Annotated in this window: 12 protein-coding genes; 5 read left to right on the top strand and 7 right to left on the bottom strand. The window is 69.0% G+C overall.

Features of this window, described 5'->3' with window-relative positions; translation table 11 throughout:
* Positions 1 to 116: 116 nt before the first annotated feature.
* The 3 genes from ACN22W_RS18545 to ACN22W_RS18535 are packed head-to-tail and all read left to right on the top strand — an operon-like array spanning position 117 to position 4,729.
* Complete coding sequence (locus ACN22W_RS18545; protein WP_419688913.1) at positions 117 to 1,310, top strand: efflux RND transporter periplasmic adaptor subunit; 1,194 nt, start codon at positions 117 to 119, stop codon at positions 1,308 to 1,310.
* 2 nt (positions 1,311 to 1,312) lie between these two features.
* Positions 1,313 to 3,343, top strand: a complete 2,031-nt coding sequence (locus ACN22W_RS18540) for a MacB family efflux pump subunit (protein ID WP_419688912.1) — start codon at positions 1,313 to 1,315, stop codon at positions 3,341 to 3,343.
* Between the two features lie 12 nt (positions 3,344 to 3,355).
* Positions 3,356 to 4,729, top strand: coding sequence for an efflux transporter outer membrane subunit (locus ACN22W_RS18535; RefSeq protein ID WP_419688911.1), 1,374 nt, complete (start codon positions 3,356 to 3,358; stop codon positions 4,727 to 4,729).
* Between the two features lie 30 nt (positions 4,730 to 4,759).
* Here the strand turns inward: ACN22W_RS18535 and ACN22W_RS18530 are convergent, their stop codons facing one another.
* Positions 4,760 to 6,298 (bottom strand): MFS transporter, encoded by a 1,539-nt coding sequence (locus tag ACN22W_RS18530; RefSeq protein ID WP_419688910.1) that lies wholly within the window; start codon positions 6,296 to 6,298, stop codon positions 4,760 to 4,762.
* Between the two features lie 178 nt (positions 6,299 to 6,476).
* Between ACN22W_RS18530 and ACN22W_RS18525 the strand changes: the two genes are divergently transcribed.
* On the top strand, positions 6,477 to 7,397 hold the full coding sequence (locus tag ACN22W_RS18525) for a LysR family transcriptional regulator (protein WP_129515532.1): 921 nt from the start codon (positions 6,477 to 6,479) through the stop codon (positions 7,395 to 7,397).
* A 40-nt stretch (positions 7,398 to 7,437) separates the two neighbouring features.
* Here the strand turns inward: ACN22W_RS18525 and ACN22W_RS18520 are convergent, their stop codons facing one another.
* The 6 genes from ACN22W_RS18520 to ACN22W_RS18495 all read right to left on the bottom strand — a co-directional run bounded on the left by ACN22W_RS18520 (position 7,438) and on the right by ACN22W_RS18495 (position 14,913).
* Positions 7,438 to 8,577, bottom strand: coding sequence for an enoyl-CoA hydratase/isomerase family protein (locus ACN22W_RS18520; RefSeq protein ID WP_419688909.1), 1,140 nt, complete (start codon positions 8,575 to 8,577; stop codon positions 7,438 to 7,440).
* Positions 8,574 to 9,365: an enoyl-CoA hydratase gene (locus tag ACN22W_RS18515; protein ID WP_419688908.1), complete on the bottom strand. Its 792-nt coding sequence runs from the start codon at positions 9,363 to 9,365 to the stop codon at positions 8,574 to 8,576. Before ACN22W_RS18515 ends, ACN22W_RS18520 begins: the two co-directional genes overlap by 4 nt.
* The gene (gene mmsB / locus ACN22W_RS18510; protein ID WP_419688907.1) at positions 9,365 to 10,264 is read right to left on the bottom strand and encodes a 3-hydroxyisobutyrate dehydrogenase; all 900 of its coding nucleotides are present in this window, start codon (positions 10,262 to 10,264) and stop codon (positions 9,365 to 9,367) included. Before mmsB ends, ACN22W_RS18515 begins: the two co-directional genes overlap by 1 nt.
* Positions 10,265 to 10,281: 17 nt before the next feature.
* Positions 10,282 to 11,811, bottom strand: a complete 1,530-nt coding sequence (locus ACN22W_RS18505; protein ID WP_343493397.1) for a CoA-acylating methylmalonate-semialdehyde dehydrogenase — start codon at positions 11,809 to 11,811, stop codon at positions 10,282 to 10,284.
* A 98-nt stretch (positions 11,812 to 11,909) separates the two neighbouring features.
* Positions 11,910 to 13,616: an AMP-binding protein gene (locus tag ACN22W_RS18500; RefSeq protein ID WP_419688906.1), complete on the bottom strand. Its 1,707-nt coding sequence runs from the start codon at positions 13,614 to 13,616 to the stop codon at positions 11,910 to 11,912.
* A 163-nt stretch (positions 13,617 to 13,779) separates the two neighbouring features.
* Positions 13,780 to 14,913, bottom strand: coding sequence for an acyl-CoA dehydrogenase family protein (locus ACN22W_RS18495; RefSeq protein WP_048243653.1), 1,134 nt, complete (start codon positions 14,911 to 14,913; stop codon positions 13,780 to 13,782).
* A gap of 136 nt (positions 14,914 to 15,049) precedes the next feature.
* Between ACN22W_RS18495 and ACN22W_RS18490 the strand changes: the two genes are divergently transcribed.
* Positions 15,050 to 16,084, top strand: a complete 1,035-nt coding sequence (locus ACN22W_RS18490) for an AraC family transcriptional regulator (protein WP_419688905.1) — start codon at positions 15,050 to 15,052, stop codon at positions 16,082 to 16,084.
* Positions 16,085 to 16,122 lie beyond the last annotated feature (38 nt).

Below are 16,122 nucleotides of genomic sequence, written 5' to 3'. Positions count from 1 at the left end.
GCGCGATGCGTACGCGGATTCCGTCGCGGGCAACGCGCCCGACATGCGACGCCGACCGGATCGTCCCGGTCGGCCGCACGCATCGCCGGCGCCCGCTTCATCCTCGCTGCGCTCTCATGACTCAGAAGACCCATCGCCGCCGGCGCATCGTGCTGGCTTCCCTCGCCGTCGTCGCGATCGCCGCTGGCGCCACGCTGAAGGCCTGCGCACCCGACAAGCATCCGCAGTACCTGTCCGCGCCCGTCACGCGCGGCGATCTCGAGAACGCGGTGCTCGCGACCGGCGCGCTGCAGGCGTTCAAACAGGTCGACGTCGGCGCGCAGGTGTCGGGGCAGTTGAAGACGCTGAAGGTGAAGCTCGGCGACAAGGTCGCGAAGGGCCAGTGGCTCGCCGAAATCGATCCGGTGATCTCGGAAAACGCGCTGCGCCAGGCGCGCGCCAGCGAAGAAAGCCTGCGCGCGCAGCAGCAATCGACCGCCGCGCAACTGACGCAGGCGCAACTCGCGTTCCGGCGCCAGCAGGCGATGCTGCCCGACGATGCGACGTCGCGCGAATCGTTCGAGGCCGCGCGCGCGACGCTCGACGTGCAGCGCGCGACGCTCTCGTCGCTCGCCGCGCAGATCCGCTCGGCCCGCATCCAGATCGAAACCGCACAGGCCAACCTCGGCTATACGCGCATCGTCGCGCCGATCGACGGCGAAGTCGTCGCGATCGTCACGCAGGAAGGCCAGACCGTGATCGCGCAGCAGCAGGCGCCGGTGATCCTGAAGCTCGCGGATCTCGACACGATGACCGTGAAGGCGCAGGTGTCCGAAGCCGACGTGATCCGCGTGAGTGCCGGCCAGACCGCGTATTTCACGATCCTCGGCGAACCGGACAAGCGCCACTACGGCAAGCTGCGCGCGATCGAGCCGGCGCCGCAAAACTTCGCCGACGCGCAGAGCGCGCTCGGCGGCGGCGCAGGCGGCGGCTCGAAGCCGAACGCCGCCGTGTTCTACAACGCGCTGTTCGAAGTGCCGAATCCCGAGCATCGGCTGCGCATCTCGATGACCGCGCAGATCAGCATCGTGCTCGGCAATGCGCGCAATGCGCTCAGCATCCCGGCCGCCGCGCTCGGCGAGAAGCACAAGGACGGCACCTATGCGGTGCGCGTGCTGCGCGCCGACGGCAGCACGGAAACGCGCAACGTTCGCATCGGCATCAACAACAACGTGCGCGTCGAGGTGCAGGCCGGCCTGAAGGACGGCGAGCGCGTCGTGATCGGCGAAGCTGCCGCGGACGAACACGCGCCGCTGGCGGACGCGGTGTGACGATGAGCCAGCCCCTGCTGAAACTCTCGAGCGTCACGCGGCGCTTTCCGGCCGGCGACAAGGACGTCGTCGTCCTGCACAACGTCAACCTGTCGATCCAAGCGGGCGAGATCGTCGCGATCGTCGGCGCGTCCGGTTCCGGCAAGTCGACGCTGATGAACATCCTCGGCTGCCTCGATCATCCGAGCGAAGGCACCTACACGGTCGGCGGACGCGACACGCACATGCTCGACAGCGACGAGCTCGCGCAGCTGCGCCGCGAGCACTTCGGCTTCGTGTTCCAGCGCTATCACCTGCTGCCGCACGTCGACGCGGTCGCGAACCTCGAAATGCCCGCGATCTATGCGGGCACCACGCGCACGCAGCGGCACGAACGCGCACGCGAGCTGCTCGCGCGCCTCGGGCTCGCGGATCGCGCGCACCACCGGCCCGGGCAACTGTCCGGCGGCCAGCAGCAGCGCGTGAGCATTGCGCGCGCGCTGATGAACGGCGGCCAGGTGATCCTCGCCGACGAGCCGACCGGCGCGCTCGACACGAAAAGCGGCCAGGACGTGATCCGCATCCTGCACGAGCTGAACGCGCTCGGCCATACGATCGTCATCGTCACGCACGACAAGGACGTCGCGCGCCACGCGCGGCGCATCATCGAGATCAGCGACGGCGAGATCGTCGCCGACCGGCCGAATCGCCACTATGCGGAAGCCCTCGCGGAAGTCGGCATCGGTGCGGACGATGCGACGGCCGGCACGCCGTCCGCAGGCGAAAGCCACGACACGCCACCGCCCGCCGGCGCCGACGCCGAAACCGGCACGCGCACGCGCCGCTTCGCGGCCGGCACCGGCCGTTTCGCCGAAGCCTGCCGGATGGCGTGGATCGCGCTCGTGTCGCACCGGCTGCGCACGCTGCTGACGATGCTCGGCATCATCATCGGCATCACGTCGGTCGTGTCGATCGTCGCGATCGGCGAAGGCGCGAAGCGCTACATGCTCGACGAGATCGGCAGCATCGGCACGAACACGATCAACATCTATCCGGGCACCGACTGGGGCGACAGCCGCGCCGACACGATCCAGACGCTCGTGCCCGCCGACGTCGCCGCGCTCACCGAGCAGCCGTACGTCGACAGCGCGACGCCCGAAACGTCGCGCACGCTGCTGCTGCGCTACCGCAACGTCGACGTCAACGCGCTCGTGAGCGGCGTCGGCGACCGTTTCTTCCAGGCGCGCGGAATGCGTTTCGCGCTGGGCGTTGCGTTCGACGAGGATTCCGTGCGCCGCCAGGCGCAGGTCGCCGTGATCGACCAGAACACGCGCCGCAAGCTGTTCGGCGCGACGCGCAATCCGGTCGGCGAAGTGATCCTGGTCGACAACGTGCCGTGCGTCGTGATCGGCGTCACGGCCGACAAGAAAAGCGCGTTCGGCAGCGTGAAAAGCCTGAACGTGTGGGTGCCGTACACGACCGCGAGCGGGCGCCTGTTCGGCCAGCGCTATCTCGACAGCATCACCGTGCGCGTGCGCGACGGGCAACCCAGCGCCGCCGCCGAGAAAAGCCTCGAGAAACTGATGACCCAGCGCCACGGCCGCAAGGACTTCTTCACGTACAACATGGACAGCGTGGTCAAGACCGTCGAGAAAACCGGCCAGTCGCTGACGCTGCTGCTGTCGCTGATCGCCGTGATCTCGCTCGTCGTCGGCGGGATCGGCGTGATGAACATCATGCTCGTGTCGGTCACCGAGCGCACGCGCGAAATCGGCATCCGGATGGCGGTCGGCGCGCGCCAGTCCGACATCCTGCAGCAGTTCCTCGTCGAGGCCGTGCTCGTCTGCCTGCTCGGCGGCACGATCGGCATCGCGCTGTCGTTCGGGCTCGGCGCCGTGTTCTCGATGTTCGTCGCGCAATGGAAGATGGTGTTCTCCGCAGGCGCGATCGTGACGGCGTTCGTCTGCTCGACGCTCACCGGTGTGATATTCGGCTTCATGCCCGCACGCAACGCGTCGCGGCTCGATCCGATCGATGCGCTCGCGCGCGACTGACGGAGCCCTGCCATGACGTTTTCCTCACCGCTTCGCCGCCTGGGCGCATTCGCATGCGCTGCCGCGCTGCTGGCCGGCTGCACGGGCGCCCGCCATGCACCGCTGCCCGCCGTCGCGATGCCCGCGAACTGGGCGGCGCCGGTCGCGGCCGACGCGCCGGTCACGACGCGCGACTGGTGGCGCAGCTTCGGCGATCCGCAACTCGACCGGCTGATCGACGACGCGCTGCGCGCCAACAACGACCTCTCGATCGCGGCGATCCGCGTGTATCGCGCGCAACTGCAGGCCGGGCTCGTCGACACGAACCTGACGCCCACCGTGTCGCTCGGTGCGAACGGCGCCGTGTCGCGCACGCTCGATACGCACCAGATGAGCCGGTCGAGCGGCGTCACCGGTTCGCTGAGCTATGAAATCGACCTGTGGGGCCGGCTGGCCGCACTGCGCGACGCCGCGCGCTGGGAAGCCGACGCGACGGCCGCCGATCTCGAGGCCGCGCGGCTGTCGCTGATCGGCACGACCGCGTCGCTGTACTGGCAGATCGGCTATCTGAACCGGCAGATCGCGCTCGGCGACGCGAACATCGCGTATGCGGCACGCACGCTCGCGATCGTCCGGTCGCAGCACACGGCCGGCGCCGTATCGGGGCTCGATCTCGCGCAGGCCGAACAGAGCCTGTCCGCGCAACGCGCCGCGCAGACGCAACTGATCCAGCAGCGCACCGAGAACCGCCACGCACTCGCGATCCTGTTCGACCGGCCGCCGCAACAGCTCGCCGCCGAACCGGCGGCGCTGCCCGACGCGCCGCCGCCGGAAGTGGCGGCCGGGCTGCCGGCCAGTCTGCTCGGCCGGCGCCCCGACCTGCGTGCGGCGGAATTCCGGCTGCGCGAATCGCTCGCGCAAGTCGACGCGACGCGCACGAGCTTCTACCCGACCTTCACGCTCACCGGCAGCGCCGGCACGTCGAGCACGAGCCTCGAGCGCGTGCTCGCGAATCCGGTCGGCACGCTCGGGCTCGGCCTCGCGCTGCCGTTCATCCAGTGGAACACGATGCAACTGCAGATCAAAGTGTCGAAGTCGCAATACGAGGAAGCGGTGGTCGGGTTCCGTCAGCGCCTCTATACGGCGCTCGCGGAAGTCGAGAATGCGTTGTCGGCGCGCGTGCAGCTCGAACGCGAGGCCGAGCAGCGCGCGCTGTCGCTGGCGCAGGCGCAGCGCGCGGAGCAGCTGGCTGCCGCACGGTTCGCGGCCGGCGCGACCGCCGTGCAGCCGTGGCTCGACCAGCAGCAGGTACTGAGGAACGCGCAGAGTGCCGACGAACTGACGCGTCTGAACCGGCTCAACAATCAGATGACGCTCTATCGCGCGCTCGGCGGCGGGACGTCCTGACCGGCGGGCAAGCGCGCCGGTCAGGGCGCGTCATTCGCACACGGCCGCCCCGCGCCGCGCCGGCGCGAACGCCACCGCGCTCGCGGTCGCGAGCACGGCCACGCCCACCGCGCCGTACACCATCACCCAGCCGAACCCGTGCACGAGCGCCGCGTGCAGCGCCGCGCCGGTCGGGTCGGCCTGCGCGAGCGCCGGCGCGATCTGCTGCAGCCCGTCGGTGCGGCCCGACGCGATCTCCTGCGCGAGCCGGCGCAGCGCCGCGTCGCCGATCGTGCCCGCGACGCCGGCCCTCAGGCTCGCGACGATCCCCGCGACCAGCACGAAGCCCATCGCCGCGATATTCAGCGCGAGCGAGATCATCCGCGCGCTCATGTCGATGCCCGATGCCATCCCGGCCCGCGAACTCGGCACCGCGCCCGTCGTCGTGTTGGTGACGGGCGTGTTCGTGAGCCCGAGCCCGATGCCGGCGATCACGCAGCCGGGCAGCATCGTGAGCCAGCTCGCGTGATCGGCCGCGCTGCCGAGCCGCATCAGCGCAAAACCGGCCGCGATCGTGAACAGCCCGCCCGGGATCACGACGCCCGGCCCGTAGCGCAGCGCGAGCCGTTCGCCGAACGGCGGCGCGACCAGCGTCGGCAGCGTGTACGCGAGCAGCGCGAGGCCGGCCGTCACGCTGTCGTAGCCGAGCGCGACCTGGAACCAGATCGGCAGGTAGATCATGAACGGCCAGAAGCTGAAGTTCATCCCCATCGAGCCGAAGATCGCGCCGGTGAACGCGCGGATCCGGAACACGGAGAAGTCGAACATCGGCCGCGCGCTCGCGCGTTCCGCGACAAAGAAGCCCACGAGCGCCAGCACGGTCGCGCCGAGCACGCCGAGGCCGGCCGCGCTCGTCAACCCGAGCGCCGCGCTCTGCGTGATGTAGAACGCGAGGCCGAGCACCGCGAGCGACAGCGTGACGATGCCCGCGACATCGAGCGTGCCCGCATGCGGATCACGCGATTCCTGCACCGCGCCGCCGATCAGCGCGAGCGCGATCGCCGCGAGCGGCGCATGGACGAGGAACACCCACGGCCAGCTTGCCAGCGCGACGATCGCGCCGCCGACGATCGGCCCGAAGCCGAGCCCGATCCCGAACACGATGCCCCAGATCCCGAATGCCCGGCCGCGCTCGCGGCCCTCGCGGAACTGGTGCGACAGCACGGCAATCTGGCAGATCAGCATCGCGCCGCCGCTGGCGCCCTGCAGCAGACGGCCCGCGACGAGCACCGGCACGTTCGGCGCGAGCCCGCACAGCAGCGACGTCGCGCCGAACAGCACGGTGCCGATCACGTACACGCGCTTGCGGCCGAACCGGTCCGCGAGCGTGCCGGCCGCCATCAGCACCGTCGTGCACGCGATCGTGTACGCGTTCATGATCCACTGCATGCCGTTGAAATCGCCGTGCAGCACGTGTTCGAGCGTCGGCAGGATCACCGGCACGCTCGAGATTTCGAGGCCGAACATCAGCGACGTGAGACAGACGGCCGCGAGTGCGACCGCATTCCTGCGGGAGTCGGATAGCGTCATGCGTATTGCGCCGCGGCCCGGCGACAGGCCGCGCGCCTCCAGTGAGAGGGGTTCGCTGCGTGCGGCCGGCAACGCACGCTGAACGGGAATCGGTACTATAGTGAGAATTTCCCTCCCCATTGACGCACGCATTTCTCGGAACTGGGGAATCACAGGACCCAATCAACGCAAACCTGCCATGACCGACAGACTCGACGGCGTGACGACCTTCGTCCAGGTGGTGGAATCGGGCAGCTTCGCGCTCGCCGCGGAGCGGCTCGACATGACGCGTTCGGCGGTCGGCAAGGCGATCGCGCGGCTCGAGAAACGGCTCGGCGCGCGGCTGCTGCAGCGCACGACGCGCAGCCAGAGCCTGACCGACGACGGCCAGGCGTACTACGACCGCTGCGTGCGCGCGCTGTCGGAACTGGAAGCGGCGGAAGCCGATCTCGACTGCGGCCGCAACGAGGCGCGCGGCAAGCTGCGGCTGAGCGTGCCGCTCGCGTTCGGGCACCACTGCGTGACGCCTATCGTGCTCGACCTCGCGCGCACCTATCCGCACCTGCGGATCGACGTGTCGATCACCGACCGCTTCGTCGATCTCGTCGAGGAAGGCATCGATCTCGCGGTGCGGATCGGCACGCTCGCGGACAGCACGAGCCTCGCGGTGCGGCGGCTCGGCACGCAATACGGCAGCCTCGGCGCGGCGCCGTCGTATCTTGCCCGCTACGGGATGCCGAAATCGCTCGACGATCTGAAGAACCACCGGACGATCGCGTATTCACGCTCGGGCGTGCCGCAGCCGTGGGATCTGCGCGCGCCGGACGGCTCGACGGTGCGGGTCGACATGCAGCACCAACTGAGTTTCGACGACGTGCAGGCAATCGCGGCGGCCGGCGCGTCGGGGTTCGGGATCGCATGGCTGCCGAGCTGGCTGCTCGATCACTACGTGCAGCGCGGCGAGATGGCGGTCGTACTCGACCGCTGTTTTGTGTGCGAAGGCGACATCCACGCGATCTGGCCGAAGACGCGCTACCTGCCGCGCAAGACGCGTTGCGTGATCGACGCGCTCGCGCAGGCGGTGCCGCCGATGATCGAGCGCCGCGAAGAAGTGGAGTGAGAGGAGATGAAACCGACGCGCCGTACGGCGCGTCGGGCCATCACGCCCCGCCGAGATCGACGAGCGGATGCGCGAACAACTTCCACGGCGACGTCAGGAAATGCCGCACGCGTTCGGCGCGCACCTCCACGAGCGACGCGGGCGCCCAGCGCGGCTTGCGATCCTTGTCGACGAGATGCGCGCGCACGCCCTCGCAGAAGTCGCCTTCCTCGATCGCGCGCGCGACGATGCCGAGCTCCATCCGGAACGATTCGGCGAGCGTCATCTGGCGGCCGCGCAGCAGCGCCTCGCGCGTGACGGACAGCATCGTCGGCGAGTGGCTGGACAGCGCGTCGAGCGTCGCCTGCAACCATTGACGGTGCTCGCGCGTCAGCTCGTCGCGTGCGAGATCCTGCGTCAGCGTCGCGACGATCCGCTCGACGGTCGAGCGCTTGTCGAAATGACGGACGATCCACGGCATCTGGCTGTCGAGCGCCGCATGCGGCACGACGTTGCACGGCGGCTCGAACACCTTGCGCAGCGCCGGCAACGCATCGCCGTCCCACTTGACGGACTCGATGCGCGTCTCGAACGTGTCGAGCCACGCGGACGGCACGCACAGGTCCGCGAGCTTCGCGCTCAGCGCGTCGGCACCCGACAGCATCGCGCCGGTCAGCCCCACGTACAGTTCAAGCTCGACCGGCATGCGCGACAGGAAATGCGTCGCGCCGACGTCCGGCACGAGACCGATGCGCGTCTCGGGCATCGCGATCTTGCTGCGCTCGGTCGCGACCCGCAACGTTGCACCTTGCGCGAGCCCCATGCCGCCGCCCATCGTCACGCCGTCCATCAGCGCGACCACCGGCTTCGGGAACGTGTGGATCGCGTAGTCGAGCCGGTATTCGTCGACGAAGAACGGCAGCCAGGTCTCGCGCTGCGCGACCATCCGGTACAGCGCGCGCACGTCGCCGCCCGCGCAGAAGCCCTTCTCGCCCGCGCCGCGCAGCACGACCGCGACGATCTGGTCGTCGTGACGGCAACGCTCGAGGAGCGCGGCCAGCTCGCCGATCATTGCGTACGACAGCGCGTTGAGCGCGGCCGGCCGGTTCAGCGTGATCAGCGCCACGCGGTTCACCACGCGGAACAGCACGTCGGATGCGGGTTCCGTGACGGTGTCGTGAGTCGTGACCGGCGAGCTCATCGTTGCGGTTCTCCGTCGGTGTGCCACTGCGGCGCGCGCTTGCCGAGAAACGCGGCCACGCCTTCGCGCGGATCGTTCGTCTCGAACAGGTCGACGAAGCGTTCGCGCTCGACCGCGAGCGCCGCGCTGCGCGGCACACCGCGGCGCGCGAGGCCGATCAGTTCCTTGCTGTATGCGACCGCATGCGGGCTCTGCCGCGCGACGTTGCGCGCCAGCGCCAGCGCCGCATCGCGCGCCGCGCCGCTGTCGACCACGTCCTCGACGAGGCCGATCCGGAGCGCCGTCGCCGCGTCGACGCGCGCGCCGGTCAGGATGATCTTCTTCGCCCAGCCTTCGCCGACGAGCCAGGGCAGCGTCTGCGTGCCGAGCCCGCACGGCAGCAGGCCGACCGATGGCTCGGGCAGCGCCATCTGCGCATGCGTCTCGGCGATCCGCAGGTCGCACGCGAGCGCGCATTCGAGGCCGCCGCCCATCGCATAACCGTTGATCGCCGCGATCGTCACGACGCGCGCATCGTGCAGCGCCTCGAACGCCGCGCCGAAGCGCGACGCCATCGCCCGCGCGACCGCGCGATCGCCGTCGGCGAACGTGTTGAGGTCGGCGCCCGCGCTGAAGAACTTCGGGCCGTCGCCGGTGATCACCAGTGCACGCACGCGCGGGTTCGCATTCAGTTCGGCGACGGTTTCCTGCAGTTGCTGCAGGCCGTCGGCGGTAAAGGCATTCGCGGGCGGACGCTTGAGCGTCGCGCACGCGATCGCGCCGTCGTCGACGTAGTCCAGTTCGATCATCACGCGTCCTTCTTCGTTGCCGGTTGGTACAGGCGGATCACCGCCGAGAAATCGAGTTGCCCGTCGCCACGGATGCTCATCGTCTGGTACAGCTGCTGCGCGAGCGCGCCGAGATAGACGGGCTGGCGCGCCTGCTTCGCGGCGTCGTTCGCGAGGCCCAGATCCTTCAGCATCAGGTCGGTGCCGAAGCCGCCCGAGTAGCCGCGCGACGACGGCGCGGTGTCGATCACGCCCGGATACGGGTTGTAGGTGTCCGAGCTCCAGCAGCGGCCCGTCGACGTATTGACGATGCCGGCCAGCACCTTCGGATCGATGCCGAGCGCAACGCCGAGCGACATCGCCTCCGACACGGCCGCCATCGAGATGCCGAGCACGAGGTTGTTGCAGACCTTAGCGACCTGCCCCATGCCGGTCGCGCCGCAATGGACGATGTTCTTGCCCATGCCCGCGAGCACGGGTTTCACGCGCTCGAAATCGGCATCGCTGCCGCCGACCATGAAGGTCAGCGTACCGGCCGCCGCGCCGCCGGTGCCGCCCGATACCGGCGCATCGACGAATGCGCCGCCGTGCTCGCGCACCAGCGCGCCGAACGCCTGCGCGCTCGCCGGGTCGATCGTGCTCGAATCGATCACGGTCGCGCCCGCGCCGAGGCCGGCCAGCACGCCGTTCTCGCCGGACAGCACCGAACGCACGTGCGGCGCGGCCGGCAGCATCGTGATGACGAACGTCGCGCCAGCTGCCGCGTCGCGCGGCGACGCCGCCACCTGCGCGCCGGCGTCCTGCAACGCGCGCAATGCGTCCGCGCTGAGGTCGAACGCGTGCACTTCATGGCCCGCTTTCAGCAGGTTCAGCGCCATCGGCGCGCCCATGTGGCCGAGGCCGATAAAACCGATTTTCATGTTCGTGTCCTCCCGGCTCAATGCAGCCGGATCGTCGTGTTCACCGGGCCGGCCGTCGTGTCGTCGTCGAACCAGCGCGCGGTGACCGTCTTCGTCTGCGTGTAGAACTGCACGACCTGCTTGCCGTACGGGCCGAGATCGCCGAGCTTCGAGCCGCGCGAACCGGTGAAGCTGAAGAACGGCACGGGCACCGGAATCGGGATGTTGATACCGACCTGGCCAATGTCGATCTCGCTCTGGAACTTGCGCGCGGCCGCACCGCTCTGCGTGAACAGGCCCACGCCGTTGCCGAACGGATTCGCGTTGACGAGCGCAATCGCGTCGTCAAGCGTGTCGGCTTCGAGCACGACCAGCACCGGGCCGAAGATTTCATGCGTGTAGACCGACATGTCGGTCTTCACGCCGGAGAAGATCGTCGGGCCGATGAAATTGCCGTGCTCGTAGCCGGGCACCGCCACGCCGCGGCCGTCGAGTTCGAGCTTCGCGCCTTCCTCCACGCCCGCTTCGATCAGCGACAGGATGCGTTCCTTCGCGGTCTTCGATACGACCGGGCCGACGTCGGTGCCGGCTTCCGCGCCCGCATTCACCTTCAGAAGCTTCGCCTTCGCGACGAGATCGGGCAGCCAGTCGCGCGCTTCGCCCACCAGCACCGCGACCGACGTCGCCATGCAGCGCTGCCCCGCCGCGCCGAAGCCGGCGCCGACGAGCGCGTTGATCGTCTGCTCGCGGTTCGCATCGGGCAGCACCACCGCGTGATTCTTCGCGCCCATCATCGACTGCACGCGCTTGCCGTGCGCGCTGCCGAGGTTGTACACGTGCGTGCCGACGGCAGTCGAGCCGACGAACGAGATCGCCTTCACGAGCGGATGCGTGCAGATCGCGTCGACGACTTCCTTGCCGCCGTGCACGACGTTCAGTACACCTTTTGGTACGCCGGCCTCGATCGCGAGTTCGACGAGCTCCATCGTCGACATCGGGTCCTGCTCGGACGGCTTCAGCACGAACGTGTTGCCGCACACGATCGCCATCGGGAACATCCACAGCGGAATCATCGCGGGGAAGTTGAACGGCGTGATGCCCGCGCACACGCCGAGCGGCTGGCGCAGCGTGTAGGTGTCGACGCCGCCTGCGACGTTCTCCGCGAATTCGCCGAGCTGCAGCGAGCCGATCGAGCACGCGTGCTCGACCACTTCGAGGCCGCGGAAGATATCGCCTTCGGCATCGGGAATCGTCTTGCCCTGCTCGGCCGTGAGCGTCTTCGCGATGCGCTGCTGGTTCGTGCGCACGAGATCCTGGAACTTCAGCATGATGCGCATGCGCGCGGCGATCGGCGTGTTCTTCCACGTCGCATAGGCGGCGTGCGCGGCCTGCACGGCCGCGTCGACTTCGGCGACGGTCGCGAACGGCACGCGCGCGAGCACCTGCTGCGTCGCCGGGTTGACGATGTCGCGCCACTCGTTCGTGGCGGACTCGACGAAAGCGCCGTCGATCAGCAGCTTGACCGTCGGCACGTCTTGCCCCGTACGGGGCGTCGGATTCGCGTTCATCAGTTGACTCTCCTTGGGAGTGCCGCCGCGCGACGTCGCGCGCAGGCAGCCGGTTCGATGCATCGGCGGGCCGCGCAACACGCGCGGCCCGCGGTCGGTCATTTCAATTCGGCGGCGAAATCTTCTTCCCAGTATTCGCCGGGCATCCGCGCGGTTGCGTCGTCGCCGCGCTCGATCTCGCGGCGGCGCAGCTCGACGCGGCGGATCTTCCCCGAGATCGTCTTCGGCAGCTCCGCGAACTGCAGGCGGCGGATGCGCTTGTACGGCGCGAGTTTCTCGCGCGAGAAACGGAAGATCTCCAGCGCGAGCGCCGGGCTTTCCTCGTAGCCCTGCCGCAGCGTGATGAAGGTCTTCGGCACCGACAGCCGCACGGGGTCGGGGCTCGGCACGACGGCCGCCTCGGCGATCGCCGGATGCTCGATCAGCACGCTCTCGAGTTCGAACGGGCTCAGCCGGTAGTCGGACGACTTGAACACGTCGTCCGCGCGGCCGATGTACACGTAATAACCGTCGTCGCGGCGCATCGCGATGTCCGACGTGCGGTAATGGCCGTCGCGCATCGCGTAGGCCGTCGCGTCGGGGTTGTTCGCGTAGCCGGTCATCAACCCGACCGGGCGCGTGACGTCGGCGCCGATCGGCAGCGCGACCTCGCCCTCTTCGACGGGCGCGCCATCCGGGTCGAGCAGCGTGATGCGGTAACCGGGCAGCGGCCGGCCCATCGAGCCCGCGACGACCGGCTGGCCCGGCGAGTTGCCGATCAGGCAGGTCGTCTCGGTCTGGCCGTAACCGTCGCGGATCGCGATGCCCCACGCCTTCTTCACGCGTTCGATGATCTCGGGATTCAGCGGCTCGCCCGCGCCGACGATCTCGCGCAGCTTCACGTCGAACGATGCAAGCGGCTGCTGGACGAGCATGCGCCACACCGTCGGCGGCGCGCACAGCGTCGTCACCTGGTATTTGACGAGCGCATCGAGCACGACCTTCGGCTCGAAGCGCGCGTAGTTGAATGCAAACACGCACGCCTGCGCATTCCACGGCGCGAAGAAGCAGCTCCACGCGTGCTTCGCCCAGCCCGGCGAGCTGATGTTCCAGTGGATGTCGCCCGGCTGCAGGCCGACCCAGTACATCGTCGACAGATGGCCGACCGGATAGGTGCGGTGCGTATGCTCGACGAGCTTCGGTTTCGACGTCGTGCCGGACGTGAAGTACAGCAGCATCGGATCGCCCGCGTGCGTGACGGCGTCCGGCTCGAACGCGACGCTCGCCGCGTAGCCGTCGTTCATCGCGAGCCAGCCCGCGCGCGGCGCGCCGGCGACGATCTTCTGCGCAAGGCCGAGGTCGGGCTGTTCGAACTTCTCGGTTTCGTTCTCGTCGACGATCGCGTATTTCGCGCCGCCGAGCTGCACGCGGTCGCGCACGTCGTCGGGCGACAGTTGCGTGGTCGCGGGCAGCACGATCGCGCCGAGCTTCATCGCGGCGAGCATCGCGTCCCACAACTCGACACGGTTCGGCAGCATCAGCAGGATCCGGTCGCCGCGCACGACGCCGATCGAGCGCAACCAGTTCGCGATCCGCGACGAACGCTCGGACATCTGCGCGAACGAGTACGGATCGCCCGTGCCGGTCGCCGCGTCGACGATCCACAGCGCGGGCTGGTCATTGCCGCGCGCCATCGGGTCGAAGTAGTCGAGCGCCCAGTTGAACGCATCGAGCACCGGCCACTCGAAATCGCGGTAGGCGGTTTCGTAGTCGGTGCGATGGCGCAGCAGAAAGTCGCGTGCGTCCAGGAATGCCTGTACCGTCATCGTCTTCTCCAGTCTCCATGCCTCGCGGTCAACCGGCGCACGCGCTGCAGCGCATGCCCGATTCTTCCCTCTTGCGCGGCGCACGGTCACGTCGTTGCGTGCCGCGTTCACCGCCTTGCCCTCGTGCCCTTCGTGATACTGACGCCGGAACGGCCGGCACGGCTCACAGCTGCCGCGCGATCACCATCCGCTGCACTTCGCTGGTGCCCTCGTAAATCTGCGTGATGCGCGCGTCGCGATAGTGGCGCTCGACTTCGTAATCGACCAGGTAGCCGTAACCGCCGTGGATCTGGATCGCGTCGGTGCACACGCGCTCGGCCATCTCGGACGCGAACAGCTTCGCCTGCGACGCTTCCGACAGGCACGGCAGCCCGGCCGTGCGCAGCTTCGCCGCGTGATGCACGAGCAGGCGCGCGGCGTTGATCTGCGTGGCCATGTCGGCAAGCTTCTGCTGGATCGCCTGATGCTCGGCGATCGGCTTGCCGAACTGCACGCGCTCGCCCGCATAACGACGCGCCTTGTCGAACGCCGCGCGCGCGATGCCGAGCGCCTGCGCGGCGATGCCGATGCGCCCGCCCTCGAGGTTCGACAGCGCGATCTTCAACCCTTCGCCGCGATTGCCGAGCAGGTTCTCTTCCGGAATCGCGCAGTTCTCGAACGTAATCGGGCACGTATCCGACGCGCGGATGCCCATCTTCTTCTCGGGCTTGCCGACGATGAAGCCCGGCGTATCGGTCGGCACCAGGAACGCGGAAATGCCGCGCTTGCCGGCCTCCGGGTCGGTCATGGCAAAAACGATCGCAACACCCGCGCGCTGGCCGTTGGTCACGAACTGCTTCGCGCCGTTCAGCACCCATTTCCCGTCGCGCAGCTCCGCGCGCGTGCGCAGGTTGTTCGCCTCGGAGCCGGCCTGCGGCTCGGTCAGGCAGAACGCGCCGATCACGCGGCCGCACGCCATGTCGGCCAGCCAGCGATCCTTCTGCGCCGGCGTGCCGAAACCGAGGATCGGCCCGCAGCCGACCGAGTTGTGCACGCTCATCAGCGTCGCGCACGCGGCGTCGCCGGCGGCGATTTCCTCCATTGCCAGCGCATACGCGACGTAGTCCGTATACGAGCCGCCCAGCTCCTGCGGCACGATCATCCCGAGCAGGCCGAGCTCGCCGAGCTGAGCAACGACGGCGTCGGGCAGCTGCGCGTCGTGGTCCCACTGCGCGGCGTTCGGCGCCAGCACCTCGGTGGCAAAAGCGCGCGCGGCGTCGCGGATCATCCGCTGGTCTTCGGTGTAAAGCTCGTCCATGGTGCTGCTGTCTCCCGCGGCCGCCGGGCGCGACCGTCCTTGCGTTTCGATGCAACAAGTGTAGGCAAGCGCGCGCGACTGTTCGATGCTCGCGTCGCTCATTTACACTGAGCGTTTTTGCCACACCGGCGGCACGATGAAGCAGGAAGACAAGGGAACCATCGCGATCAGCCTCGTCGCTTACAGCGTCGCGCTCGCCACCCGGCGCGGCGTCGCGGCGGAGCCGCTGCTCGCGCAGGCCGGCATCGCGCCCGCGCTGCTCGGGCAGCCGCGCGCACGCGTGTCCGCGCAGCAATACGGCGCGCTGTGGAACGCGATCGCGCGCGCGCTCGACGACGAGTTTTTCGGGCAGGATCGCCACCCGATGCGCAGCGGCAGCTTCATCGCGATGAGCCAGGCCGCGCTGTCCGCGCGCGACGGGCTGCACGCGATGGCGCGCGCGGTGAATTTCATGCACTGCGTGCTCGACGACCTGCACGCGGAGCTCGACGCGAACCCGCAGCGCGTGCGGCTGCGCTTCGTGCACCGCAACACCGGCGCGACGCCCGCGATGTTCACGTACGCGACCTATTTCATCATCGTCTACGGGCTCACCTGCTGGCTGATCGGGCGGCGCATCCCGCTGCTGCATGCGAGCTTCCGCTGCGACACGCCGCCCGCCGACCACGAATACCCGTCGATGTTCTGCGACGACATGCGCTTCAACGAACCCGATTCGTATGTCGATTTCGATCCCGAATTCGCGACGCTGCCCGTCGTGCAGAACACGAAGACGCTGAAGACGTTCCTGCGCAGCGCGCCGGCAAGCTTCATCGTCAAGTACCGCAACCCGAACGCGCTCGCGCAGCGCGTGCGCGCGGTGCTGCGCGGGATGCCGCCCGCCGCGTGGCCGGGCGCGGGCGGGATGGCCGCGCGGCTGCACGTGGCCGAGGCCACGCTGCGCCGCAAGCTGCACCAGGAAGGCCACGCTTACCAGTCGATCAAGGACACGCTGCGGCGCGATCTCGCGTTCGAGGCGCTGGCCGACCCCGCGCGCACGATCGCCGACGTCGCGGCTGCAACCGGTTTCGCGGAGCCGAGCGCGTTCTACCGTGCGTTTCGCAAATGGAGCGGGCGCAGTCCGGCCGACTATCGCGACGAGGTGCTCGCGCGGGGCGGCGGCTCGGTCTGAACCCGGTCCCAACGGCCCCGGTTTCGCGCTTTGCGCCG

Source organism: Burkholderia theae, assembly GCF_048565265.1.
In the GTDB taxonomy this organism is placed as follows: Bacteria; Pseudomonadota; Gammaproteobacteria; order Burkholderiales; family Burkholderiaceae; genus Burkholderia; species Burkholderia theae.
Note: the sequence above shows the minus strand (reverse complement) of the source record. Positions and strands in the feature narration are given on the sequence as shown.

Coding starts and splice junctions, on each gene's coding strand:
- ACN22W_RS18545 (WP_419688913.1), top strand. CDS start 117: ATGACTCAGAAGACCCATCGCCGCCGGCGCATCGTGCTGGCTTCCCTC.
- ACN22W_RS18540 (WP_419688912.1), top strand. CDS start 1,313: ATGAGCCAGCCCCTGCTGAAACTCTCGAGCGTCACGCGGCGCTTTCCG.
- ACN22W_RS18535 (WP_419688911.1), top strand. CDS start 3,356: ATGACGTTTTCCTCACCGCTTCGCCGCCTGGGCGCATTCGCATGCGCT.
- ACN22W_RS18530 (WP_419688910.1), bottom strand. CDS start 6,298: ATGACGCTATCCGACTCCCGCAGGAATGCGGTCGCACTCGCGGCCGTC.
- ACN22W_RS18525 (WP_129515532.1), top strand. CDS start 6,477: ATGACCGACAGACTCGACGGCGTGACGACCTTCGTCCAGGTGGTGGAA.
- ACN22W_RS18520 (WP_419688909.1), bottom strand. CDS start 8,577: ATGAGCTCGCCGGTCACGACTCACGACACCGTCACGGAACCCGCATCC.
- ACN22W_RS18515 (WP_419688908.1), bottom strand. CDS start 9,365: ATGATCGAACTGGACTACGTCGACGACGGCGCGATCGCGTGCGCGACG.
- mmsB (WP_419688907.1), bottom strand. CDS start 10,264: ATGAAAATCGGTTTTATCGGCCTCGGCCACATGGGCGCGCCGATGGCG.
- ACN22W_RS18505 (WP_343493397.1), bottom strand. CDS start 11,811: ATGAACGCGAATCCGACGCCCCGTACGGGGCAAGACGTGCCGACGGTC.
- ACN22W_RS18500 (WP_419688906.1), bottom strand. CDS start 13,616: ATGACGGTACAGGCATTCCTGGACGCACGCGACTTTCTGCTGCGCCAT.
- ACN22W_RS18495 (WP_048243653.1), bottom strand. CDS start 14,913: ATGGACGAGCTTTACACCGAAGACCAGCGGATGATCCGCGACGCCGCG.
- ACN22W_RS18490 (WP_419688905.1), top strand. CDS start 15,050: ATGAAGCAGGAAGACAAGGGAACCATCGCGATCAGCCTCGTCGCTTAC.